This is a genomic window from Sphingomonas hominis, assembly GCF_013328205.1.
Classification (GTDB): Bacteria; Pseudomonadota; Alphaproteobacteria; order Sphingomonadales; family Sphingomonadaceae; genus Sphingomonas; species Sphingomonas hominis.
Window position 1 is genome coordinate 23,611 of the sequence record NZ_JABULH010000008.1, and the last position, 23,491, is coordinate 47,101.

The following is a 23,491-nucleotide window of genomic DNA, read 5'->3' on the forward strand; positions in this document are numbered from 1 at the left end:
CTGCGGCGCCTTCGCAGGCTTCTGCGTGCCCTCACAGCCGGCCATCTCGGACGCGACCGGCGCGGCGTTCGCGATCGCCTCGCAGATCGGCCCCAGGCGCATGACCAGCATCATCGCCAGCATGGCCAGAGCCACGAGGCGGAGCGTGCCGGCAAGACGGGGCAGTCGGCGTTCCATGGTCGCTATCCGCCCCGACCGAAGATCGATGTCAATGCGTGATCGAGAGGACTGCCGGCGCCGCGACCATCCAAAGCGCCATCGCGACCATCATCACGTTCTCGGTAAGCGAAAGGAAGCCGAGCGGCACGTTGCTGTCCCCGCCGACGCACGCGCATTTTAATTCGCGCTTGTCGATATAAACCGCCTTGATGACCGACACCGCGCCGATCGTCCCGATGACGAGGGCGACCGGCACCGACAGCCAGGTCAGCGCACCCGCTGCCATCAGGACGCCCGCCGCTCCCTCCGCGTAGGGATAGACATAGGAATAGGGCACCCAGCGCTTCGCGAGCAGATCGTAGTTGAGGAACATGCTCGAGAAGCTCTCGACGTTCTGGAGCTTGAGCATCGCCAGAACGCACATCGAGAACGCGATGAACCATTCACCCGCGCGCACCGTGAAGGGCGTGCCGAATACCGCATAGCTGACGGCGAGCGCCATCAGCGCCGTCATCGCGAACACGGCGATCACCGGGCGATATGTGACGGCCTTGGGGTCGCGGACCGTCTTGCCGAAAAAGCGGCGTAGATCGTCATAGCCGCCGACCCGCTCCCCCGCGATGAACGTCTGCGGGGTCGTCTTTACTCCGTGCTTTGCCTTGAAAGCGTCGGTTTCTTCCCGCGTCGTCAACCAATGGTCATCGACCGCATAGCCTTCCCGACGCAGCAGATCCTTCGCCTTCAGCCCGTAAGGGCAGGTATGTTCCGGCATCACCATCCGGTAAATCGTCGCCTGTTTGGCGGGGGCGCTCGCCATGCCGCTTCTCCAATATTCTCGCCCCGCCTATATAGGATCCGTACCATAGTACGGAGTCAAGGCATGACCGGCATGACGATCGCAGGGCTCGCGCGCGAAGGCGGCGTCGGCGTCGAAACGGTGCGCTACTATCAGCGTCGCGGTTTGCTGGACGAGCCCGACCGCCCGACCGGGGCTGGCACCGGAGGCGGCATCCGGCGCTACGGCAGCGATGACGCCCGCCGCCTTCGTTTCATCCGCTCGGCCCAGGCGGCCGGTTTCACGCTCGAGCAGATCGGTGAGCTTCTGGCGTTGGACGCGACCGACGATCGCGCCCGCGCCCGTCAGCTTGCCGGCGAGCGCATCGCCGAACTGGACGCGAAGATTGAGGAGCTCGAGCGGGTGCGCGCCTCGCTTCGCCGGCTCGCGCATGAGTGCGGGTCAGGTGCGGAGGGACCATGTCCGATCCTCACGGCCTTCGAGGGCTAGCGGCACTCGACGGTCAGTTGCGCGATTTCATGAACCGGTGGGAGGCGGGCGCGGACATTGTCGCCGGTCACGCCCCGCTCGCCAACGACCCTGACGATCGCGGGAGGGGCTTTGAATCGACGCGCCAGACATAAAGATCGGTGCGGTGATGCGCACGTCGTCGGGCGCCTCGACCAGCTCGCGCCAAGGGCGCAGGAGCCGTGACGACGCCGCTTCAGCGGGAGCAGCGCTGCGCTGCTTGGGGGGCTCCACGCTGCTCCCGCTGCCACCACGAGTGTCATTTCTATCTAGCGCAGAATGTGTCTTTTCTAAGTGGCGGCAACATGGCGCGGCACTCCGATGGTGCCTCACGCCACCCCCGATCGTGACCGGCGCCTCGGTCGACGTCTGGCCGGCAGCCAAGCTACTTCTTCTTGGCCAGCACGCTTTGCACGGCCGCGGCGATGCGCTGGTCGGACACGGTCGCCTTCTTGGTCGCGGCCGGCGCCAGAACGAAGCGGCCGGTCGCAGCACTGCGCCCAAGCACGCTAGGCTTGCCGCCCTTGGTGGTGATCGTGTTGGACCTCGCTGCCATGCCGGCAGTATGATCCTTCACTCCGTGACGCGCAAGCGAGGCTCCCGCTGCCAGTCGAGCCCGTGCTAGCGCCACCGCTCGCCGGCACCGACATCGAAGCTGATCGCGTCGGCGAAGGGCTTTAGCACCTCGCTCGCAAGCGCATAGGTGATCGGCAGGCTGACTTCGTCGGCGGTCAGACCGCTTCTCACCATGCCGAGCACCGCCCGGCTCCCAGATGGCACACGACTCCTGCGCTGATCCCGCCAAGCGCCACAGAGCTGATCTGAAAGACCCTGGTCTCGCCGCACTGAATGGCCGGGGTCAAAGCGCTTTTTTTAGATGGTAAGCAGGAGCCGCCGAGGACGTACGCTCGAGCGGCTCCTGGATTGGCAAGAACCCCTGCCAGCGGGTCTAGCGATGGTACCGCCAGTCAACGGGCAAACTCAACTGCGTCACGTCGCCAAGCGACCCCGATCCAGGAGATTGCGGTTTGTGATTGCGCATGCAGCTTCAACTCTATGCCCTGCCTAATGCACGCATCGTGTTGGGCAATAGCGTGTACACCGCCTCACGTCGGGCGCCTCGATTGTGGTGATCCACGCGCCAGCCCTCATAGTGGCGCCGGACCAGCCCTGCCCGGACCAGCTCCGACACCGCCCGACTGACATTACACCGGCCGGAGCGGCGCACCCGCTCCAGCACTATCTGGTCCACCAATCTTGACGCTGCGTCAGGGTCTCCGGGTAGTTCCCCCTGCTCTGCCAGTTCCACCCTCACCTGCTCGGCCAGCGCCAACCGCTTCGGATCGCGGGCTGCCATGGGGGCGAGCGCGTCGCACAACCAGTCGCGTAGCCGAACGGCCCGTCCCTGTTGGACGACGTAGGGTCCTGCCTTGCCCCCCTGCCCTGCAGCGCGCGCGATCAGGTTCAAGACCATGAAGGCATAGCGCGGCCGGGTCGACACCTGTGCAATGACATCAATCAGCGACGGCAGACCCTCAGCCAAGGGCAGCTGGGAGGGAAGCTCCGGCGGGATCGCCGGGGATGCGGAGAACAAGTAACCCTGGATCATGGGAACAGGAGAAGCACGAAACGGGAATCGTGTGAATCCCATCCGGTCCTACCGGCAACGTTTCTGTCAGCAGCGACACTTTGCCGTTGGGCAGAGTGTCACCATCGGCACTTCCTAGCTAGCTATCTCGAGGCGCTCACACATCCGACCGGCTTTCTCGCAATCAGCCCTGATCCTCGCTCGGGGTGTTCTGACTGGCTGGCCGTCCCCCTGCCTGATCTGCCCGTCACCACCGCGAACAAGCGCCCGCGTGCCACGGCACCGTCGGACAACATCGCGCACCAGTGGGTCAGCGAGCCAGGGAACGGGCCCCGCTCGTTCTTGTTTCGGTTACCCCGGCAGGTTATATCCCATGCCGTAGCAAGGAGCAGGACCTAGGTAGGTCATGGCGGACGTAGCGACCTCAGTATTGGCGACGGTGAACGCTCCTTACGGGGCGAACCTCTCCGCGTGTCAGCTTGCCGCGAAGATCGTTGATCCGGCCAGCCTCTACGCGTTCGATGCGCCGGTGTTCGCCTTCTTTTCGGAGGTGAACGAGGGATTGCAGCACCAATTTATCGATATCATGGGCGTCGATCATGATCAGGTCCATTGGATGGCAAACCAGTTCGCTGCCAAGGCAGGGTACGTCCTACCCCTCGCCGCCTGACCTGCATGCCTGTCGCACGGCCTAGTCAATGGTCGTCGCTTTTCGACATTGCCGGCAGCATTATCGATCAAGCGAAGAGAGCTGCCTACCCTTTCGAGTGGACCTTCGGCGGCGGTACGGCTCTGATGCTACAGATCGATCACCGTGAGAGCCACGACATCGACCTGTTCCTCGATGATCCCCAGGTCTTACCCTTTCTCAATCCCGGAACGCAGGGCTATGCACTTGATCGAGCGCCCGACGGCTACGACACGGACGGTAGTCACGTACTCAAGCTGACATTTGGCAACGTCGGCGAGATCGATTTCATCTGCTGCGCCTCTATCACCGAGCGTCCAGCCAACCGCGTCACCGTGTGGGCGCGCGAGGTCCTGCTCGAGACACCCGGTGAGATCATCGCGAAGAAGATCTACTACCGCGGCTCGCGCCTGCAGCCGCGCGACATGTTCGACCTCGCGGCGGTCGTCACTCGGGAGGGGGAGGATTACCTTGCTGCGGCGCTCAGGCAGTGTGGACCAGATCGCTGCGCGGCTGCCTTGCGTGTAGCCGAGGCAATGTCGCCCGACCTCGCGACCGGCGTGATCAGCCAGCTTATGTACCGCGAGCACCATCTACCGCTCGTTCGCAAGGCTCAAACACTGACGCAGGCGGCGCTACGTGCGGCGCTCACGTAAGAAGATAAACCAGCGATGCGCTTATCCGTATAAGCTCATGATAAACGAAAAAGCGTATACCATCTGCTTTTTGAGAGAAGTACCACCATTGTCGTTCTAGCCAGGCTGGGGAAGCTTGCGAACACGCTGAACCCGTGATCTCGCGTCCTGATGTCCTCGCCTCTTACCCCGCCGACACCCGGAAGCATTACCGTCGGCTCGCTGCCTCAGGCACGAAAGCACAAGCGTCAGTATGACGCCGTGATCACCCTGGAAAACCCGGGCTGCCGCCGCTCCAACCAGTGACGTGATGGGGTGGACGACCCCTGCACCAGCGTAGCTGTGCAATGATGTGGTCGTTGAGCCATGTGTGGACGACCCCTGCGGTGCAAGAGCTTTCGTGCGGCGATGAGCACCGGTCGGGTGCATCCATGTGTTCGGCCTGTTCGTGCAGAACCGCATGGCTGCTGGCCCTGATGAAGTCCGCGGATCGGATCCCTAATCACGTCATCGCGCTCGAAGCGCTCTGCTCCCCTGGGCTAGTTCGATCCCCGGTCTGACCGGTTTGTCATCACCACTCAGCTGCCCTTACACCATCCTGTCGCCCGCTTCAGCGGGCAACGAGGACGGCGGTCACGCGGCAACCGCCGCGTAGACCTCCTTGCGTGCCATCACCGCCCAGGCGATGCGCGCTGTCTTGTTGGCGAGCCCGACGGTCGCAATCTTCACTGGCTTGCGGTCGAGGAGCTGCGCGACCCATGGCTGGCGGGCGGCATCCTTGCGCGCCATGCGCATCACCGCGGTCGCACCAACCACCAGCAGCTTGCGGAGGTATCCGTCGCCCTGCTTGCTGATGCCGCCAAGCCGCTCCTTGCCACCCGAGCTATGGGCTCGAGGTGTGAGCCCGAGCCATGCAGCGAACTGCCGGCCCGAGCGGAACATCGATGCGTCGGGCACAGCCGCAGCGATAGCCGATGCGGTTATTGGACCGATCCCGGGGATGGTCGCCAGCCGGCGACTGGTGTCGTCAGCGCGGTGCCAGGCCAGTATCTGTGCCTCGAGCCGATCCACCTCGCTTGTCAGCGATCGTAGTTGAGCACCGATGGTATGCAGTGCCGACCGCGCATGTGCCGGCAGCTTCTCCTGCTCCTCGTGAAGAAGTTTCATCAGCGCCGTGACGCCGCCAGGCCCCTTGCTGGTGACAATGCCGTACTCCGACAGATGCGCTCGCAGGGCATTGATCAGCGCGGTTCGCTGTCGCACCAGCAGATCACGGGTTTTGTGGAGCATCAGCACCGCCTGCTGATCAACGCTCTTCACCGCCACGAACCTCATCGTCGGCCGGGTCACCGCTTCGCAGATCGCCTCAGCGTCAGCGGCGTCGGTCTTTCCGCGCTTCACATACGGCTTCACATAAGCCGGAGGCATAAGCCGGACATCATGGCCCAACGCCAGGAGCTCGCGCCCCCAATGATGCGCCGACGCGCACGCCTCCATCCCGACCAGGCACGGCGGCAACGATGAGAAGAACTTCAGCACCTCGCCGCGACGGAGCTGCCGACGGACCAACACCTTCCCATCAGCGCCGATCGCATGAACCTGAAACACGTTCTTCGCCAGATCGACACCGACGGTCACGACATCCTGCTGCATGGATCGACTCCTAGACGTGGCTCAACGACCACATCATTGCACAGCTACGCTGGTGCAGGGGTCGTCCACCCCATCACGTCACCAGCTACGCTTCTATAGCAAACCTCACCCTCCGCATCTGGTGCTCGACTTCGAGGACGTCGACCGGGATGATGGCTTCATCCGGGTGGCGAGCCGGGAGCAGGTCGCCGCGGCCCTCACTTTCGCGCGTGAGCAGGCGACCGGCTCCCTGCTCATCCATTGCTATCATGGGGTCGGCCGTTCGGCCGCGATCGCACTGGCGGTGCTCGCCGACCGGCTCGGACCGGGCAGCGAAGACGAGGCGATGAATCAGCTGCTGACGATCCGTCCGGAGGCGACGCCCAACCTGGTCGTCGTGAGCCACGCGGACGCGGTGCTCGGCCGCGGCGGTAGTCTCCTGCACGCCGTGGCTGGATGGGAAGCGAGAACACCGGAAGCCGTTCGGCTGCGCGCGGTCCGCCGTACGTTCGTGGAGCGGCATCCCGAACTCTATGCCAGGCGCTGACGGTCGTCGGACACCTCGCCGGTGTCCGCGGCGTCCGGCTCCAACCGACTCCACGACCAGCCCGCTCCCGCGAGCGCCCCCTCGATCCAAGCGGCGACATACCCCGGCTCGCCGCTGTAGTACCAGGTAAGATAGTCCCCCTCCTCGCGCACCCAAGACACCACTTCGCCGGCCCGCCGAAAGCCGTATGAGATGTCCATACCATCCGGACCGGACCAACGAATGTTGGCGAGCGCACACCAGAGGTCGACGCCGCACGCGCCGTCCGCTCTCACCCGCTCCCCGAGAACACTGTCGATGACGGCCTCGAATGCCTTGTAGGGCCGGTAAGCTCGGCTGCTAGGCTGGCCCTGAAAGTCGATGCGGCTGGGCAGGTCGCAGGCGGCGAGGTGTCGCTTGTAGGCCTGCACGTTGCGGCCGAGGCCGCGCGCGATCGACCACACGCCGCTTGTGTCGAGCGCGTCGAGCAGCATGGCATGCGACATGGGGCGGGCGACCCGCCCATTGCCGTCGAGAAACGGATGGATCCACGCGAACCGGTGATGCGCGGCCGCCAGCGACACGATGGCGTCAGTCGCGCCGCGCTTCTGATACGCCCAAGCGAAGTGCTCGAGGAAGCGCGGCACGGCCCCGGGGCTGACCGCAATGTGCTGCCCGACCCGGACATCGCGGGTCCGCAGGGCACCGGGCTCGACGGGAACGCGCTCGCCAGCGTCGACCGGCTCGATCCAGAGCATCGACTCGGGCAGATGCTCGCAGAAGCGTCGGTGAACCTCTTGCAGACCCTCCACGCTCGTCGCCCGGCCCGCCAGCCCTCCCCCGTCGATCCAGCCCTGGACCGCGATATGGGCGGTCGCCTCGAGCTGCAGGTCCCGCTTGGCCGGGTCAGCGCTGAAGTCGTTCTTCAGCGCCCGCTCGATGTCGACGGGGCGGGTATCATGCCCCTCGATCAGGTTGCTGTAGTAGCAGGTCACCGTTCGGACGAGACCGGCGAGCCCAGCCCGGAGTGCGGGCGGCAGACTGCTGCGGAAGGCGGCAGACTTGGCGGTCAGCTCGATCGCGAGGTCGACGGCGTCGCGGTACCGCGGCCCGCCCTCCCCTATTTTCATGGGCTGCATGGCGTCGATGCCCTCGCCCCGGTCGGCGACTACCCCGAAGTCCGGTTCGTTGGCCATGTCCTGCAGCATCTGGATTACCTGCTTGCCTCGCTAAGGTCGTCCGATCTCCGCCATCCTTGGCCGCTACAATGTCCGCTTCGACGGCCGGCAGACCCAGATCATATGAGCAGGAACGAAGCTGATCCGCCCAACCGTAATCGCAACGCGATGTCTCACATGTCGAAGTCGTAATCGTGGTCGATCTCGATCTCCGGCTCCTTCACCAGCTCTTTGACCGGAACCGGCGCCTGCCGAACAGCCTCCGGCGCTGGTCTGGCAGGCTCGCTGCCGATGGATCGCAGGGCGGCACTCATCGCATCCAGCTGGCGGCGATCGTTCGCACTCGGATCATCCAGTCGGGGCAGCTCGCCCGTTGCCGGATCGAACCGCTCCCTGCCGGATGATGAGAGTTCGGGCGCGAGGTCGCTTGCGTGCGGAACGTCGCCCCGATGCGTTTCGATTGCGATGGCGAGTGCTTTCTTGTCGTCGGTGTGCAGCGACACGTCTTCGCGCGCGCGGGTCTGGAGCACGTAGTAGAGGCTTTCGCTGTTGAGCAGCCTGTCGCGGCTGTCCATGACTGTGATCGCCCGGTCGACCGTCATTCCCTGCGCGCGGTGCATGTTGATCACGGCACCATGGCCCAGCCGCTCGCGCATCGGGTCGTCGGGCCCGATCACGTGGTCCCGGTCACGGCCGGAGAGGTGAAGCGTGTCGCCGTCGATCGCGGTGAGCGTCATCGCGGCACCGTTCGCCATCCCGCGTTTCAGGTCGCTGGACGTGAAGACCAGGCGGTCACCTTCGCGGACGTCGATCTCGCCGGGAACGGAGAGCGCGGCTCCCTCCCCTCCCGATCGCAGGCTCCTAGGATCGAAGAGCCTGGTGTGACCGTCACGGGCGAGCTCGAGCATGCCGCTTGCCCGATCGAGCAAGCCAACTTCGTAGGAGCCCGGCACGAGCCCGGCCTGATGGCGGTAGATGTCGAGCCGCATGCCTTCCGCCCAGTGCCGGATCTGCCGCAGCTCCTCACGGGTCAGGTTAAGCGTGTCCCAGCTACGCAGACTCAAGGCCTCGGCGCCTAGCTTGCCTTGCGCGAGCAGCTCGGCCCTGACCGTTTCCAGCACGGCCTGGCGCAGGACGTGCCCCGAGGTAAGCAAGGCGGTGCGGTTGCGTTCCTCGGGCGAAAGCCCCAGGTACTCGACCACAGCCGCTCCCGCCGGGTGAGCGCTCTCCTGGACCTTGTCCCCGAGCCGTTCTAAGGCGGCAGTGACCCTGCCCTCGCGTGCAAGGAAGGCGGCGTCACGGAGCACATCGGTCTGTTGCCGCCGGTTCTCAGTCAGCCGCACTGTAGGAGCGCCCGCCTCCTGCAGCAGCGCGAACGGTCGACCGGCCTCTACCGCGGGTATCTGCTTCACGTCGCCTACCAGCACCAGCTTGGCGGCCTGGCCGTTCCGGGCGACCTCGAATAGCCCGGCAAGCTGACGCGAGGACACCATGGAGGCTTCCTCCAGCACCACGATCTTGCCCTTCATCAGTGCCGACAGTTGCTCGTTCGGCTTGGCCGGGCCGGCCCGACTAGCATGCTCCTTCAGCACGGATGCGAGCGAACGCACTTCCAGCCCCCGTCCGGTCAGATCATCCATCAACTTGTTCTGCGGGACCAGCACCAGCATTCCGGCCCCTACTTCCGCGCCGACCTCCCGTACGAGTTCGAACAGGAAAGACTTGCCGGTGCCGGCATCGCCTTGGACGACCTGGATGCGGTTGGTGCCGGACAGCATGGCGTGTGCCGCAACGCGCTGTTCAGCGGAAAGCGTGACCTCGCGCCGGTCGGCCGAGCGGTCGAGCGCGGTGTCGACCGAAGCGGCATCGACGATAGGTGTGCCCTGCCCCACCCCGCCATGCGCGGCCACGACCAGCGCCTTCTCCGTCACCAGCATGTCGCGGGTCGTCAGCCGGTCGGCATGTACGCCGCCGCGCGGTCCGGAGATCAGGAAACCGGCGTCGCGCAGTCGCTCGATGCGCGCCTCGATACCGCGCACCGTCGCGCCCTTCTCCGCCATATCGAGGCTGCTCTTCAGCAGGTCCGCATAGGTGAAGCTTGCTTCGCGTTCGCCGAGGTGCCGGACACCGGCCGCGACCGCATAGCCGCTCGCAAGTTCGGCGCTCCGGCGCACCGCATCCGTGCCGTGAAGCAGCGGCTCGGGTCGTGGTCCAAAGGCATGCGTGATCCGCTCAAGCAAAGCGGCGCCCCAGGCACGCACGGCATCAAGTACGGACCGCGGCCGCTCGACCCCGCGGGCGGCGTCCACGACGGCTGAGATGGCGGCACCATGGACCACGGCCTTCTCGGCCCACATGGCGCGGGCCAACGTGGCATCGCCCGCCTGTTTGGCATCGCGGGTACTGACCGCGATCGTCTCCATCGCCTTCGGCCCGGAGGCGCCGAGCTCAGCCGCCCGGCTGAGGATCTGCTCGCGCCGGGCGCTGAACGCATCAATTGCGGCACGCGGGATCCCGCTGATCTCGAATTGACCGTGCCTGCCGGTGATCTCTGTCCGGTAGCCGAGCTGCTCCAACCGGGCACGGAAGTCGGCATGGAAGACGGCGCCGATCGTGCTCGAATGCTTCCATAGCGCCGGATTGTGGAGGGCGACCCAGCGGCCGTCACCCCGCTGCGCGGCGTTCGCGACGACGACGTGGGCGTGGGCCTGCGGATCGAGCTTCCGGCTGAGGTCATGGTGGAAGATCGCGTACACCAGGCGACCGGGTTCGATCACCGCGCCGGCCTTGCCCGACCGCACCTCCCCGAACCGCTCCTCGGCCCACGCCATGGTGCTCCGGATGGCTTCCGCAAACGCCGGCATGATCCGCTCGTCGCGGCCGATCATGGCGACCAGCGAAACCGACTTCGGCGCGCTGAACGTCAGCTCGAAACCTGGCGCCCGCTCGCCATTGCCGCCTCTTGCGATGACGGCTCCGTTGGGCAATTTGCCGTCCAGCACCTCGGCGAACGTTCCGGCATCCACGGTGCCGGACAGACCGAGTTCCTCGGCCCCTCCCCCGCCCCATTCGGACGGCCCCTCCTGCTCGCCGGTGTAGTAGTTATCGGCCGCGTAATAGCTCGCCGCATCCCCGCCTCCCGCGATCGAGTTGGGGCGAACGGTCACGGCGCCTTGGCGTTCAGAGCCGGAAAGGTGAGCCGACACGGGAACGGCTTCTGCATGCGCTTCGCGTGGTCCACGCACTCAGCGTACCGGACCCGGAATGTGTCGTCGGCGAGAAGGCCTTTGGTCTCCGCCATAAGCTCGCCTTTCGTGCGCCCATCGCCCGCCAGGCTCCATGCCGCCGATCCTGGATCACTCTCACCTAGAAGGCGGATGGAGAGCCAGCGGGTCGGTGCCGTGTTGGCGAAAAGCAGGCAGATCAGAAGAAGTCCGGCGATGCCAAGGACCGCACCTGCGCCGAGCTTTGTACGCGTACCCGACTGACGCTTTTCGATCCGATCGAGCTGCTTTCCGAGGGCCTTCGCCTGCTCTTCGACGGCCTCGGTGACAGTGCCAACCGAGGCGGCGAGAGCGCCCTGCGCGTCTTTAAAAATCGTCGTGAAGTCGGTCTGGAACTTGGCAACCATGTCGCGGAGATGTCCGGTCCCGCCGGTCTCCTTGATGGTCGTCTTGATCGCGTCGAAGCCTGCGTTCAACGCGCCGGGCAGATCCTTCGTTTGCTGGGCGATCAGGGTCGAGACGCGGCGGGTGATCTCGCCGATCTGAGCGGTCTGTTCCTCCATGCGATCGGCATGGCGGCGCTCACGTTGTTGGCGCACCGACAGGGCCGCTTGTGCCTCCCTGTCGAACATGGTGGTGACCGCCTGTTCGACGAGATCACGGATGGGAATGTTGCGCCGTTTGGATTCGGCGTCCAGGCGGCTGTGGACGTCACTGGAGACGTCGATCCGCCTGCGGCCGGCATCGGTCATCGCCGCAGCATCCCGCGCGCTTCGGCCAGCATTCGCGTTGCCAGGTCGGTCCGGCGCTGCCGCATCTCGGCCAGCCCCTTCTTGCTATCCGGGCCGCGCCCGACCTGTGCTTCCGCGACGACCTCCAGGCCGGCACGGACCTTGGTCAGTTGGTCGAGCAGGATCTCGTCGAGCGGCAGCAGCTCGTCCTCGAGTGAGCGCACCAGCGTGTCCGCCACCCAAGCGCTGCGCGTCTTGCCGACCTGGCCCGCGCGGCGCTCGATGCCGGCAAGCTGGTCGGGTTGCAGGTACACCGTGATCGGTACGCGCGCCATGCGGACCCCCTTCTACCCCGGTAGGGAGTGTGCATTGCGCATAACGGGCGCGCAAGGAGGAAGTGCAGAGCAGCGCCAGAAGAAACGCCGCAAATTCGTGCTCTAGTTGCTCTGTGGACCATAGGGGACCAGACGGTCCGAGCACAGCATCTGCGTCGGACCATGCCGCTCAAGCGACGCAAATCTGCCCTTTTTCGCACCCCGTCTGGGTGCATCGGGTGTGCCCCCCCTACTCCTACTGCTCAGGTCGCTGATGTTGCTGTTGGTTGGCTCTTCGGGGCCGATCCGGCGTCCGGCGAGGCAACCAGGCCGGCGTACAAGCCGGCCAGCCGACTCAGTCTTGCCCCGCCTCACGCAGGCTTGCCCGTAAGGCTTCGAGCGCCTCCTCGCTCAGCGTTTCAGGCGTCAGCACCAGCCGGTCCCGCATGGCACGGCGCGTCAGCCGGATGAGCAAGGCCAGTTCCGGCGCTTCGAACGGGTCGTTCACCGCCAGCTCGCGCGACCGCTCGCCGTCGGTGATGGTGAGGTGGAAGATGCGGGCGTCAGCGGCCGGACGAGCCGGGTCGGGCCGCGTGAAGAAGTCGATCGCGTCGGCGTGGGCGAGGAGGTTGGCCCAGTCCTCCGGCGCGATCTCATCGAGCGTGCGACCCTCCTCATGGTAGAGGGTACCATGCGGCGTAAACCATCCCGAAATACCAAGCGTGATGACGTCCGTCATGGGTCGGCTCCCTCCCCGTTGTCGGTCGAGCGCTGATGCTTGTGCCAGTCGTGTTCAGCACCGCGGGGAGCGTCAGCATGGCGCGGCATCGCGGCGGCTCCCGGGTCATTTTTAACCGTGTCGATCGCATGCTGAAGGCGAGCCGCAACAAGGGTGCATCCGGCCCGGTCGAGCAACTCCAGCGCCGTGCGCATCAGCGCCAGTGCCGTCCTGACATCATGGTGCTCGACGTCGCCTTTGGACGGGCCGTGATCCGGGATGGCGGGAGGTCGATGGCCATTCGCAGAGCCATCCTGTTCCGCGAGCGGTCTGAGCTCGAGATGCGGCATCAGGTTGCGCCGGATCTCCTCGTCGGCGCCAGGGCTGTACCACCCCGCACACCGGTCCTCTTCCGAGAACCGACGCCAAGCCATGAACGCGACATCCTCGCTGATCGCGATGCCGTCGGCCGCCAGGACGGCTACGATCCGGAGCACGTCATCGCGGTAGTCGACACGCATCCGCTGCTCCCATTCGAGCGGCTTCAGAACCGCCTGGTAGCGCAGCCGTTCGTTCCCGGATCGATCGGTCATCCGCCCTCTCTCGTACCGCTCATGCGGGCAGGTATCCCGAGCCGTTCACGCTGCTCATCGCGGGTTGCGTAGCGGTCGGACCTGATACCCACAATGTCCGCCTCCGAGCCATGTCCAGCGTCCACGAGAGCGGCCCGGACAAGCGCGCCGATGTCATGCGATCCGGCCTTCGCTTCAAGGCTTGCGAGCATGGGGTAAGGCAGGTCCACCATGACCCGGATCATCCAGTCCCCCGCCTCGGTCCGGGTCGGGTGTCCGCCGTGTCCGGGCTCGCTCCATTCGGTGCCGGCAAGGAGCAAACGCAGGTCCGTCGAAGGGTTGGCCGACGCATAGGGCGGGGTGTCACGGGAGGGCAGAGGCGTTGGCTTGAAGTCGCTCAGGTCGAGGGTCATGGCGTTGCTCCATTGCGAGTCTCAGTCATATGCAATCCGGGCGGATCGGCTCCTCAGAGCCCGTAGGTGCAGGGCGTCGAGAAGGTCGGCGCCAGCGCGTCGCGCCGCGACCAGAAGGTGTACTGGCCATTGGGCGTCAGCGTGGTCGGAGGCACCGCGATCTCGACCATGGGACCGCGGATCTGGATCACCGTGCCGCAGTTGGTGACGGTCCCGATCGCGAGGTCACGCCGGAACGCTTCGCGACGCTTCTGCTCGGCTTCGCGGTCGGCGACGTAGCTGTCCTGGGCGCGTTGAAACCACGCCGCCGACCGGACCTGGTCGGGGCGGTATGCATAGACCGCGGTGCGGGTCGGGACCATCGACACGCGGCTCATCAGCCGGCTGCCGAGGTCGCCTTTGGTCGCCACCTCGGTCGTGTCATAGGTGATCGCGACAAAGCCGCCGAGCACCTGATCCGGTCCGCGCGAACACACCGCCGAAATGCCGGACCAGAAATGCTTGAACTCGCCCCGAGGCGGCAGCCTGCGACCGAGCGCGCGATCGCGGAAGGTGCGTGCCGCGTCCCCATCCTCCGGCTCGATCTGACCGCCCTTGGCAGTGCATTCCTGCGCGAAGGCGTCGCGGGCGCGTTCGGCCGTCGCCGAGCCGTTGGCGGTAATCTTCTCGGAGAAGAAGCGGTAGCCGATGATTTCGTCGGCGTCGTCGAGCAGCGGGAAGACCTGCGGCGATGGGCGGGTCCGGAGCGACCCGCTGGTCTTCATGTCGGTGTCGCCGCCGATGGTGGTCAGGAAGTCGGCGATGCCGGGTGACTGCTGCGCCATGGCTGGAATGCCCGCCAGAGCCGCTGTGAGCGCCGCTACAGCCCGAAACGCACCCTGCCCTGCCATGACCGCCTCCTCGTTGCCTGGAGGCGTTCTCCGGCCCGTGAGCCGGGTGTTCAGAACCCTGCATAGCACAAGGCGCCGCCACCTTTAGGCGAAGCCCTGGACATGCGTGTCGGCCACCCGGCCGACACCTGTTGTCGACCGGCTGCTATGACTTGAGGTTCTGACGCCTCACCGCCGGGACTGACCGGGCGGCGAGCGGACGCTATCACGTCGGGAGCGCCGAGCAAATGCGAAGCGTGGTGTCGCCCCCTGCCCTACAGGCAGCGGCGCACGGTTCGGACCAGCTGCGCCAGCTCCGGTACCTCGAACGGCTCCGGAACTGTCAGCACCCGTGAGCGGTCGGCATGCACGAGACGTATGCCATACGTGCGCGCGTCAGGGCGGACAGGCGCAGTCTCAACCGGATCTGGGCGGGTGAAGAAGGCAACCGCGTCGGCAGCAGCGAGCAGCTCAGCAACCAGCGCAGGTTCGAGATCGGCGAGGTGGCGGATTCGCTCCCCAGCCCGTCCTGGAAAGTGCGCGGTCCCGCCTGAGATCGTCAGGCCGACCAGATCGCCTTCCATCTCCGGAGTGGAGCCGGTCAAGTAAGCACCCTGCCCTGCCTGGCGGCTCGCCGCTCACGAGCGCGACGGCGGCGTTCTTCGTCCCGCGCGACCTGGGCGGCATCGATCGTCGGCGCTTCGACAAGCTGGAAGCCTTCCGCTCGCCGTGCAGCCTCCCGGCGCTTGACCCGTTCCTGCTGGACCGCGAAACGCAGGTCGGAACGGGTGACCACGTAGTCCGGATCGTGCTGGTGCTGTCTGATCAGTTCGGCCAGTGCGTGGACGGTCACCTCATGGCCCACCGCTGCTTCCACGGCTCGCAGCCAGCGAGGTGACGCGTAGCGGTGCCGCTGGACCCAGACGTCGCGACCGAGCTCCAGGCCCACTATCACCAGCCACGCGAGCACGTAGAGACGTCCCGCCGTCACGGGCGCGGCTCCGGTCAGTTTCCCGACAGTGGTGAGCGCGATCAGCCCGGACCAAAAGGTCAGGATGCTCACGATAGGAAGCGGGTAGGTCCGGCTCACCTCCATGCGGGCGATCAGTCGATCCAGCATGGGCAGATGGGCCGCCCGATCTACGACAGCGCCGACCTTATTCTGCCCGTCAGATCGCATAAGGCCCTCCGAAAACCAGGCCGAACGATATACGGTTTACGCATATCGAACAAGGCGGCTAGTATCCTGCACGTGCCCACCGCCCCTGTCCCGTCCGACCTGCATGCCCGGATCGTCTCCCTGCTCACGCAGGCGCGCAAAGACGCCAAGCTGCGTCAGGTCGATCTCGCCGGGAAACTCGGTTGGCAGCAGGCCTATGTGTCGCGGTACGAGACCGGCGAGCGGATGCTGGGCGTCGACGAGTTCGTCGCCGTGGCGCTGGCGATCGGGACCGATCCCGTGGCGTTGTTGAATGAAGCGCTCCAACCCCCTTCTTCCTCTCTCGAAACTAAAAAAGGCATCTCACGGGTTAGAGGGTTCAAATAGAGGTTAGAGGGTTAAAGGCTGGCCAAGCTGCCCAAGCTCCCGGCTTCGTACGAGTCGCGGTCATCGCGCGTTCCCGGAGTATCGTTGCAGCGTTCCCGAAAGATCGACAGTGGCGTTCCCGATGTATCGCCTCGCCGTTCCGGGAGTGTCGAACAGCGTTCCCGGAGTGTCGATGGTTAGAGGTAGAACGAGAAACGGACCCTCAGATTGAATCAGTTTCCATGTGCGGTGCGCTGACGATGTTCAAACTTCGGCTCGCCAGATGCCGTGCTCTCCTACGGTCGCTCATGGGGCCACGTTTGGCCGATACATCGGGAACGCTATAGCCACCCGCTAATAATCATAATCGAGGGCGGCTGCCGCTGCGGCTGCGTGACGGATATCTAGCAGGGCGCCACAAGCTGTGATGCTCTCGGTAGACCATAACGCTGTGCGGCTGATCTTGTTATCTTGTAGCCGCCTTGCACATCGCGCAGCTCAGCTGCGAGCGGGAGCGCGCCGGATGGCAGGATCGGGATCGCCCGACTGGCTGGAAATCTGCTGCGATTGGCTGCGATGAAGCGCTGTCGAAGCCTCAGTGAACGGCGCGGGCCCTGGCCTCTAGGAAAGGTCAGCCACACCCTTCCCTTGTGGCCCATGTCACTAGCATCCGCTTCTTGTTCGTCGTCGTTGATGTCGCGCCAGACGCCAACGTACAGCGTACGGTCTGCCTCCTGGGGTAGATCTTTGGCTTGAGCCTTGAAGGCTTGCCAGCGCTCGCTGACATCGTCGACATGCAGTCCGGATCAGTCGCCGCCTGCCTACGGATGATTGTGAGGAGATCAGCACGATCGGACGGCGTGTGTATCACGACTTCCAATGCCGCCACAGTGCGGACGCTCTCCTGAGAGACGGGAGCACACGCCACGAGCAAGGTAAGGGGACCGGCTCTCAACACTCTGTGAAGCTACCGAGGCACGCAGCGACGTCAACTTGCGCTGCCGCCGAACGAGGGGCGACCAGGTCTCGGCCTATCGCAGCGTATGCCGGTTCTTCGCGTCAAAGCGCCGAACATAGCCGATAAAGGCGTTCTGGTAGCTGACCGGGGTGCGCGCCGGGTCCGCCTCAATCCAGGTGCGAAAGTCGGCGTGCAGGGTCTGATAGTCCCAGCCGGGACATTCGGCGCGCAGCGTTGCCAGGGTTGCGTCGGTGATCTCGCCGAAGGTGGCGCGGTTCGACAGGCCCTTTACGCTGCGGCGGATCAGGGCGGCGGCATCGACGCCGGGCTCGGCCACGTGCTCAGGCTTCGGGGTAGAGGGTGCCGTACCTGCCTTCGCTAGCTTCGATGATGGTATTGCCTTCGTCTCGCCCTCGCTTCTCCGGCGCATACGGAGCGCGGGCTCGCGCTTGCCCTCCGGCTGCTCGATCGTCAGCGCATAGCCGGGCAGCTCGTCGCGCTCGGCGATCTTGGCGATCTCGAACTTGAAGCGGCGATACTGGCCCTCGGCGCCCGACTTCTCGAATAGGGTCGGCATGGAGATGGCGAAGCCCGCCTCGCCGGCCCCGCCCGCATGTTTGCGCGCGACCTTGTAGAGCCAGCGCTCGCGCCCGCCGGTGATGTCGAAATAGGCGCGGTCGATCGACAGCACGCCACCGGTCATCATCACGCCTTCCCAAAACCAGTTCGACAGCTCGATGGTCATGCCGCGCGAGCGCTCGGTCTTCTCGTCCACCAACTGCGTCCAGCCGTCGAGCCAGCTGAACGTCGCTTCCCGCCGGTTCTCCGCGCGAATGTTGGTCTTGACGGTGGTCGAGACCAGCCGGTCGAGCGCCTGGCCGAGCAGCTCATAGGCCCGTCCCGTCGGCTGCCGCCCAATCGCGCGCAGCAGGTCGTATGGCATCAGGTGGAGCTTGCGCGGCACGTCGTTGATGCCGCGGCGCGCCATGTCGGCGAGCATGGAGGCGCAGTAGATCAGGATGTCGGCGTCCCAGATCGTCGCCATGCCGTAATCGGGATTGGCCGAGACGTGGACCCACAGCTTGCCGTCGGGTGATCGGTAGTCGATCGGCTTCACGCGCTTCGTTTTGGCGAGGCTGAAGAAAGGCCGCTCCATCATCTCGCGCTGATCGCGCAGCGGCAGGTCGGCGAGATAGGGGAGGAACAGCTCGAACTGCTCGGACACGGCCTCCCGGCGCGCGCGGGTCATACGCGCGTCGCCGATGTTGGTGAAGGTGCCGCGTATCGTGTCGCGATGTTTCCCCGGGGAAACATCGGCAACATAGTGCGGCATGTTTCCCCGGGAAAACACATCAGCGCTGGAGTCCCTTTCCCGTCGCCTCGAGGTGCGCCAACGCGTTGCGCACGGCGGCCACCAGCTCGTCCGTGTCGGCGCCCGATCCTGCGTGCAGGCGGATCGTCACGCCCTGCCGGTTGGCCGACTGCACCGTCAGCGCCGTGCGCCCGTACCTGGTGGCGTAGCGATACGGTTCCGGCTTTTCCTCGCCCGCCAGAAACTTCGGCGCGTCGATCAGCCGCCGCAGCACGTCCGCGGCAGGGTAGGGGAGGTCGCCCGCCTCGCGCCGCGCCGCCTGTTCCTTGGCGACCTGCCGCGCCACCGCGGTGATCGCCTTGGCGATATCCTTGTCGTCGAGCGCCTGGGCGAGCGCATAGGCCGGCTTCAGCTGCACGTCGCCCGGGGAGGCGAAGGCGGCGATCACCGCGTCGGGGATGGTCGCGACCTTCAGCATCTTGGACAGCCAGCCCTTGGACAGCTTCAACCGCTCGGCCATCCGCGTCTGGTGATTGCCGTAGTGGGCCTTCAGCGCGTCGAGATAGTTGCGTGCCCGCTCCAGGTCGGACACGTCGGCGCGCGCGCGGTTCTCGAGATCCGCGAGCCGGAACGCCGCCTCGTCGTCGAGGCTCGCGACCTGCGCCACGAACTGCATGTCCGGGTAGCTGTGCGCGCGCAGCCAACTGATCGACCAATGGCGCCGCGTGCCCGCGATCACCTCATAGTCGTGATCGGGATCGCCGTCGACGCGGCGCACGACCGCGGGCACCTTCTGCCCGCCTTCGGCCACGATCGAGTCGATCAGCTCGCGGCAATTCTCCTCCGACAGGTGCGCGTAGGTGCGCGCGTTGCCCGGCCAGATGCGGACGCGCGCGGGATCGAGCAGAAGCTGCGTGACCTGCCGCACCTCGCCGCTCGCCACCCGTGCGAGCGCGGACTCGCGACCGAGCAGCGTCGTCGCACGCGCGCGTTCCGGTGGAGCCTCCCGCGTCGGGGCAGGGGAGGGGGCCTCGCCTCCCTCCGATGCGTCGTCGGCGAGCAGCGCCGCCAGATAGTCCGATTGCTTACGCGCCATGCCGTGTCTCCCAGACGGAACGTAAGCAGAACGTCGGGTTGTAGGAAAGAGAGGGCAGCCGGTCACGTCCGCCTTCGCGAACGTGCCGTCGGACGGGCTTGAGCGCCCAGCGGCTGGGCCGCTGGCGCCGCGCGGCGGTGCGCTGCGCCTCAAGCAGCCGCATGGATCACCGCTTCCTCGCTGGCCGGTTCGACCCGGCCCCAGCCCTGGCGCACGAGCTGTTCCACCTGCCGCAGCGCCTCGTCCAGATTGGCGCGGCTGCGCTTGTGCGTCTTGGGCGTGCCGATCGGCTTCTCCAGCTCATACACGGTCATCATCCGCATCGCCGCGTGGCTGATCTCGGCCGATTCCAGGATCGGCACCGGCAGGAGGGCAGGGCCGAAGCTCTGCTCCATGATCGCGCGGACCATCGCGTGACTGGGATCGTTGCCGTCGAACTTGGAGCAGATCAGACGGACGAACTGATAATCGACCTCGATGCCGGCGCCGGTCAGCTGATGCAGCACCTGGTCCATCATCGACAGGAATTGCACCGTTGAGCAGAAGTCCGGCGTCGTCGCCGCCAGCGGCACCAGCAGCGCGTTCGCCGCCTGCATCACCGCCAGGCTGATCGTGCCCAGCGCAGGGGGCGGGTCGAGCAGCACGATGTCATAGTCACGCGCAAGGTCCGACAGGCCGCGCTTCAGCTTGCGGAACCGCGCCGCCAGCACCGATCCGCCATCGCTCCCCGCCGCGGCCAGCTCATACTCGACGTCGAACAGCTCGAGGTTGGACGGAATCAGGTCGACGTTCGGCCACGGCGTCCGCTTCACCGCATAGAGCAAGTCCGCCTGGGTCGGGTCGATCGAGAGATACGGGTAGAGCGTCTCTTCGCGCGTGATGTTGAAGTGCGGGTTGAAGCCGAACAGCGTCGTCGTCGTCGCCTGGCTGTCGCAATCGACCACCAGCACGCGATAGCCCTGCACCGCGAAATAATGCGCGAGGTGGGTCGTGACGGTCGACTTGCCGACGCCGCCCTTGAAGTTCTGCACCGCGATGATCGCCGGCACGTCGAGCGGCGCGCGCGCCGGGGAGGCGCCCAGCACCTCGCGCATCCGCAGCATCTCCTCCACCGTGTAGCCCAGCCGGCGTCCGCTCTCGGAAGCCGGGGCAGGGGGGAGGCGCCCGTCATCCTCCGCCATGCGGATGCGGTTGGTGGAGCAGCCGAGCAGTTGCGCCGCCTCGGCGATGCCGAAGCGGACGTTGAGCCCCTTGCGGCTTTCCGGCAGGAACGCCTTGCGCCGCAACCGCTCGATCATCCGCTCGCCGGCATCGGCGAGATCGCCGATCTGCGTCAGCACTGCACCATCCTGTGCCAAGACAAAGCCCCTTGAACCTTTTCGGACGGGAGCTTGCCAGATTTCATTCAGGACGGCAAGGAAGCGGCTGAAGGGGACACGATGCCGATCCTGCACTGGCTGACACGCGACCGCGACGTGAAGGCGGCCGATGCCGTTCCGTACCGCCTGCTGGAGCGCGACGGGGCGCTTTCCGCGGGCACGCCCGGCAGCGGAAACATGCTGATCCAGGGCGACAATCTGGAGGCGCTGAAAAGCCTGCTGCCTTACTACCGCGGGCAGGTGAAGTGCATCTATATCGACCCGCCGTACAACACGCGCAGCGCGTTCGAGCATTACGACGACAATCTGGAGCACAGCCAGTGGCTGGCGATGATCTGGCCGCGGCTGGAGCTGCTGCGCGAGCTGCTGAGCGAGGACGGCAGCATCTGGGTGTCGATCGACGACAATGAGGGGCATTATCTGAAGGTCGTGATGGACGAGGTGTTCGGGCGCTCTTCTTTTCTGTCTACTATGATTTGGCGCAAGAACTACTCACCTAAGTCAACAGCTCGCCACTTCTCGGAGGATCACGACTATATCTTAGTCTACGCGCGGAGTAGCGACGCATGGCTGCCGAACCTTATGCCCCGATCAGAAAAGCAGGATAGGGCGTATAGGAACTTGGACGATGATCCGCGAGGCCCCTGGAAAACAAGCGATCTATCTGCACGAAATTTCTACAGCAAGGGCAAGTACCGGATCGTGGGTCCGTCCAGCCGGGTCATCGAAGGTCCACCGGGTGGTAACTACTGGCGTGTGTCCGAAGAGCGCTTTTGGGAGCTTGATGCGGATAACCGTATTTGGTGGGGAAAGGACGGAACTGCCATCCCGCAAATCAAGCGGTTCTTGTCAGAAGTGAAGCAAGGCGTGGTTCCTCAGACCTTCTGGTCGTATGATGAGGTCGGTCACACTCAAGACGCGAAGAAGGAGATACTGGCTCTATCCGGTGAAGATGTCTTCATCACCCCCAAGCCCGAACGCCTGCTGCAACGCATCATCCACATCGCCACCAACCCCGGCGACCTCGTCCTCGATTCCTTCCTCGGCTCCGGGACCACGGCCGCGGTCGCGCAAAAGATGGGGCGGCGCTGGATCGGGATCGAGATGGGCGATCATGCAGTCACCCATTGCGCGCCGCGGCTGAACAAGGTGATCGAAGGGGAGGGGGGCGGCATTAGCGCGGGCGTCGGCTGGCAGGGCGGCGGCGGGTTCGACTTCTACCGGCTCGGCCCCGCGGTGTTCGATGCGGACGGCACGATCGCGACCGGCATCGCGTTTACCCCGCTTGCTGCGCACGTCTGGTTCGCGGAAACCGCGACGCCGTTCGCCGGAACCGCCGCCACGCCGTTCTTGGGCCACCATGACGGGCGAGGAGTCGCGCTGCTCTACAATGGTATCCTCGGCGACAAGCGTCCGGCGGGCGGCAACGTGCTGACCCGCGCCACGCTGGCGCTGATCCGGGAGGGGGCAGGGGACTTCACCGGCCCGGTCACCATATATGGCGAGGCTAGCCGGCGGTCGTCCGCGACGCTCGCTGCCGAGCGCGTCACCTTCAAGCAGACGCCCTACGATGTGAAGGCCCGCTGATGCAGCTCAAGACCTATCAGCAGGCCACGCTCGACACGCTGCGCCGCTTCTTCGAGGCAGCGCGGGCGCACGGGCCCAAGGCCGCGTACGAGGCGATCACGACCGAGCCGGAGCAGGCCAAGCGGCTGCGCGGCTATGGCGGGCGCTACACGCCGCTGCTCGGACAGGAGGCGATGCCCTATGTCTGCCTGCGCTTGCCTACGGGCGGCGGCAAGACGCTGCTCGCCGCGCACAGCATCGCCGTTGCGCGCGATGCGTGGATCGGGCGCGACTATCCTCCGGTGCTGTGGCTGGTGCCGACCACCACGATCCGCCGGCAGACCGTCGACGCATTGAACAACGCGCACCATCCCTACCGCCAGGCGTTGGCTGCCGCCTTCGGCGAGCCGGTGCGGGTGTTCGACATCGCCGATTTCACCCGGCTAACCAAGGCCGACCTGTCGCGGCATCTGTGCGTGTTCGTCGCCACCATCCAGACGCTGCGCGTGGAGAACACCGAGGGTCGCAAGGTCTATGCGCATCATGAGGCGCTAGAGCCGTTGTTCGCGGACGTGCCGAAGCGGGTCTCAGGGCTGGAGCCGCTCGGTGCGGAGATAGCGGAGAGGGTAGGGGGTCATCCGGACGACGTCCGCTATTCCTTCGCCAACCTGCTTTACCTCCACCGTCCGCTGATGATCGTGGACGAGGCGCACAAGGCGGTGACGGGCCTGTCGCGCGAGATGCAGGCGCGCGTGAACCCGTCCGCCATCATCGAGTTTACCGCGACCCCGCACCCCAGAAGCAACATCCTCCACGCGGTCAGCGCCGCCGAGCTGAAAGCGGAGCAGATGATCAAGCTGCCCGTCCGCCTTGACGAGCATCAAACCTGGGAGGGTGCGGTGACCGGTGCGATCGCGCGCCGCGCCGAGCTGGCGGAGGAGGCCGCCCGGGACCGCGACGGCTACATCCGCCCGCTGGTGCTGTTCCAGGCCGAGGACAAGGGCCGCGAGGTGACGGTCAACGTGCTGCTGGAGCACCTCCGGTCCGTCCATCACATCCCCGCCGACCGGATCGCGGTCGCAACCGGCGATTAGCGCGGGCTGGA

25 protein-coding genes are annotated in these 23,491 nt (G+C 65.7%); 7 read left to right on the top strand and 18 right to left on the bottom strand.

Annotated features, from left to right (window positions below):
* Positions 1–208 precede the first annotated feature (208 nt).
* A complete protein-coding gene (locus tag HRV97_RS15025; RefSeq protein ID WP_174195067.1) occupies positions 209–976 on the bottom strand; it encodes a MauE/DoxX family redox-associated membrane protein in 768 nt (255 codons plus the stop codon).
* A 63-nt stretch (positions 977–1,039) separates the two neighbouring features.
* Here HRV97_RS15025 and HRV97_RS15030 point away from each other — a divergent pair, with 63 nt between their 5' ends.
* The gene (locus tag HRV97_RS15030; protein WP_174195068.1) at positions 1,040–1,444 is read left to right on the top strand and encodes a MerR family transcriptional regulator; all 405 of its coding nucleotides are present in this window, start codon (positions 1,040–1,042) and stop codon (positions 1,442–1,444) included.
* A gap of 403 nt (positions 1,445–1,847) precedes the next feature.
* On the opposite strand, the gene HRV97_RS15035 is transcribed toward HRV97_RS15030, so the two are convergent.
* From HRV97_RS15035 to HRV97_RS15045, 3 genes are all read right to left on the bottom strand, one after another.
* The gene (locus HRV97_RS15035) at positions 1,848–2,018 is read right to left on the bottom strand and encodes a hypothetical protein (RefSeq protein WP_174195069.1); all 171 of its coding nucleotides are present in this window, start codon (positions 2,016–2,018) and stop codon (positions 1,848–1,850) included.
* Positions 2,019–2,083: 65 nt separating this feature from the next.
* Complete coding sequence (locus HRV97_RS15040) at positions 2,084–2,221, bottom strand: hypothetical protein (RefSeq protein WP_174195070.1); 138 nt, start codon at positions 2,219–2,221, stop codon at positions 2,084–2,086.
* Between the two features lie 295 nt (positions 2,222–2,516).
* Positions 2,517–3,071 (bottom strand): hypothetical protein, encoded by a 555-nt coding sequence (locus HRV97_RS15045; protein ID WP_174195071.1) that lies wholly within the window; start codon positions 3,069–3,071, stop codon positions 2,517–2,519.
* A gap of 385 nt (positions 3,072–3,456) precedes the next feature.
* On the opposite strand from HRV97_RS15045, the gene HRV97_RS15050 reads away from it, so the two are divergent.
* Both HRV97_RS15050 and HRV97_RS15055 read left to right on the top strand, forming a co-directional pair.
* A complete protein-coding gene (locus tag HRV97_RS15050; protein ID WP_174195072.1) occupies positions 3,457–3,720 on the top strand; it encodes a hypothetical protein in 264 nt (87 codons plus the stop codon).
* 5 nt (positions 3,721–3,725) lie between these two features.
* On the top strand, positions 3,726–4,394 hold the full coding sequence (locus HRV97_RS15055; protein ID WP_174195073.1) for a nucleotidyl transferase AbiEii/AbiGii toxin family protein: 669 nt from the start codon (positions 3,726–3,728) through the stop codon (positions 4,392–4,394).
* A gap of 612 nt (positions 4,395–5,006) precedes the next feature.
* On the opposite strand, the gene HRV97_RS15060 is transcribed toward HRV97_RS15055, so the two are convergent.
* Positions 5,007–6,026: an IS110 family RNA-guided transposase gene (locus HRV97_RS15060; protein ID WP_066781557.1), complete on the bottom strand. Its 1,020-nt coding sequence runs from the start codon at positions 6,024–6,026 to the stop codon at positions 5,007–5,009.
* A gap of 121 nt (positions 6,027–6,147) precedes the next feature.
* Here HRV97_RS15060 and HRV97_RS15065 point away from each other — a divergent pair, with 121 nt between their 5' ends.
* Positions 6,148–6,552: a dual specificity protein phosphatase family protein gene (locus HRV97_RS15065; protein ID WP_174195074.1), complete on the top strand. Its 405-nt coding sequence runs from the start codon at positions 6,148–6,150 to the stop codon at positions 6,550–6,552.
* Here HRV97_RS15065 and HRV97_RS15070 read toward each other — a convergent pair.
* The 10 genes from HRV97_RS15070 to HRV97_RS15115 all read right to left on the bottom strand — a co-directional run bounded on the left by HRV97_RS15070 (position 6,537) and on the right by HRV97_RS15115 (position 15,670).
* A complete protein-coding gene (locus tag HRV97_RS15070) occupies positions 6,537–7,739 on the bottom strand; it encodes a Fic family protein (protein WP_246248778.1) in 1,203 nt (400 codons plus the stop codon). The two genes, HRV97_RS15065 and HRV97_RS15070, sit on opposite strands and share 16 nt — an antisense overlap.
* A 143-nt stretch (positions 7,740–7,882) precedes the next feature.
* Positions 7,883–10,876, bottom strand: a complete 2,994-nt coding sequence (gene mobF, locus HRV97_RS17805; RefSeq protein WP_174195075.1) for a MobF family relaxase — start codon at positions 10,874–10,876, stop codon at positions 7,883–7,885.
* Entirely contained in the window at positions 10,873–11,685 is an 813-nt protein-coding gene (locus HRV97_RS15080) for a hypothetical protein (RefSeq protein WP_174195076.1), read from the bottom strand. Before HRV97_RS15080 ends, mobF begins: the two co-directional genes overlap by 4 nt.
* Positions 11,682–11,999 (bottom strand): hypothetical protein, encoded by a 318-nt coding sequence (locus HRV97_RS15085; protein WP_174195077.1) that lies wholly within the window; start codon positions 11,997–11,999, stop codon positions 11,682–11,684. The genes HRV97_RS15080 and HRV97_RS15085 overlap by 4 nt, the downstream gene beginning before the upstream one ends.
* A 334-nt stretch (positions 12,000–12,333) precedes the next feature.
* Positions 12,334–12,717 (bottom strand): protealysin inhibitor emfourin, encoded by a 384-nt coding sequence (locus HRV97_RS15090; RefSeq protein WP_174195078.1) that lies wholly within the window; start codon positions 12,715–12,717, stop codon positions 12,334–12,336.
* A complete protein-coding gene (locus tag HRV97_RS15095; protein WP_174195079.1) occupies positions 12,714–13,289 on the bottom strand; it encodes a hypothetical protein in 576 nt (191 codons plus the stop codon). The genes HRV97_RS15090 and HRV97_RS15095 overlap by 4 nt, the downstream gene beginning before the upstream one ends.
* Positions 13,286–13,681 carry a hypothetical protein gene (locus HRV97_RS15100; RefSeq protein ID WP_174195080.1) on the bottom strand — a complete coding sequence of 132 codons (396 nt, stop codon included), beginning with the start codon at positions 13,679–13,681 and terminating at the stop codon, positions 13,286–13,288. Before HRV97_RS15100 ends, HRV97_RS15095 begins: the two co-directional genes overlap by 4 nt.
* A 53-nt stretch (positions 13,682–13,734) precedes the next feature.
* On the bottom strand, positions 13,735–14,571 hold the full coding sequence (locus HRV97_RS15105; RefSeq protein ID WP_174195081.1) for a hypothetical protein: 837 nt from the start codon (positions 14,569–14,571) through the stop codon (positions 13,735–13,737).
* A 254-nt stretch (positions 14,572–14,825) separates the two neighbouring features.
* Positions 14,826–15,155: a protealysin inhibitor emfourin gene (locus HRV97_RS15110; RefSeq protein ID WP_174195082.1), complete on the bottom strand. Its 330-nt coding sequence runs from the start codon at positions 15,153–15,155 to the stop codon at positions 14,826–14,828.
* Complete coding sequence (locus HRV97_RS15115; protein WP_174195083.1) at positions 15,152–15,670, bottom strand: hypothetical protein; 519 nt, start codon at positions 15,668–15,670, stop codon at positions 15,152–15,154. The genes HRV97_RS15110 and HRV97_RS15115 overlap by 4 nt, the downstream gene beginning before the upstream one ends.
* A 6-nt stretch (positions 15,671–15,676) precedes the next feature.
* Between HRV97_RS15115 and HRV97_RS15120 the strand changes: the two genes are divergently transcribed.
* On the top strand, positions 15,677–16,096 hold the full coding sequence (locus HRV97_RS15120) for a helix-turn-helix domain-containing protein (RefSeq protein WP_174195084.1): 420 nt from the start codon (positions 15,677–15,679) through the stop codon (positions 16,094–16,096).
* A 1,010-nt stretch (positions 16,097–17,106) separates the two neighbouring features.
* Here HRV97_RS15120 and HRV97_RS15125 read toward each other — a convergent pair.
* The 3 genes from HRV97_RS15125 to HRV97_RS15135 all read right to left on the bottom strand — a co-directional run bounded on the left by HRV97_RS15125 (position 17,107) and on the right by HRV97_RS15135 (position 20,739).
* A complete protein-coding gene (locus HRV97_RS15125) occupies positions 17,107–18,282 on the bottom strand; it encodes a replication initiator protein A (RefSeq protein ID WP_174195102.1) in 1,176 nt (391 codons plus the stop codon).
* A 103-nt stretch (positions 18,283–18,385) separates the two neighbouring features.
* On the bottom strand, positions 18,386–19,441 hold the full coding sequence (locus HRV97_RS15130) for a ParB/RepB/Spo0J family partition protein (RefSeq protein WP_174195085.1): 1,056 nt from the start codon (positions 19,439–19,441) through the stop codon (positions 18,386–18,388).
* 149 nt (positions 19,442–19,590) lie between these two features.
* On the bottom strand, positions 19,591–20,739 hold the full coding sequence (locus HRV97_RS15135; protein ID WP_174195103.1) for an AAA family ATPase: 1,149 nt from the start codon (positions 20,737–20,739) through the stop codon (positions 19,591–19,593).
* A 93-nt stretch (positions 20,740–20,832) separates the two neighbouring features.
* On the opposite strand from HRV97_RS15135, the gene HRV97_RS15140 reads away from it, so the two are divergent.
* Entirely contained in the window at positions 20,833–22,407 is a 1,575-nt protein-coding gene (locus HRV97_RS15140; RefSeq protein ID WP_246248779.1) for a site-specific DNA-methyltransferase, read from the top strand.
* Positions 22,407–23,480 (top strand): DEAD/DEAH box helicase family protein, encoded by a 1,074-nt coding sequence (locus HRV97_RS17480; RefSeq protein ID WP_246248780.1) that lies wholly within the window; start codon positions 22,407–22,409, stop codon positions 23,478–23,480. The genes HRV97_RS15140 and HRV97_RS17480 overlap by 1 nt, the downstream gene beginning before the upstream one ends.
* Positions 23,481–23,491 lie beyond the last annotated feature (11 nt).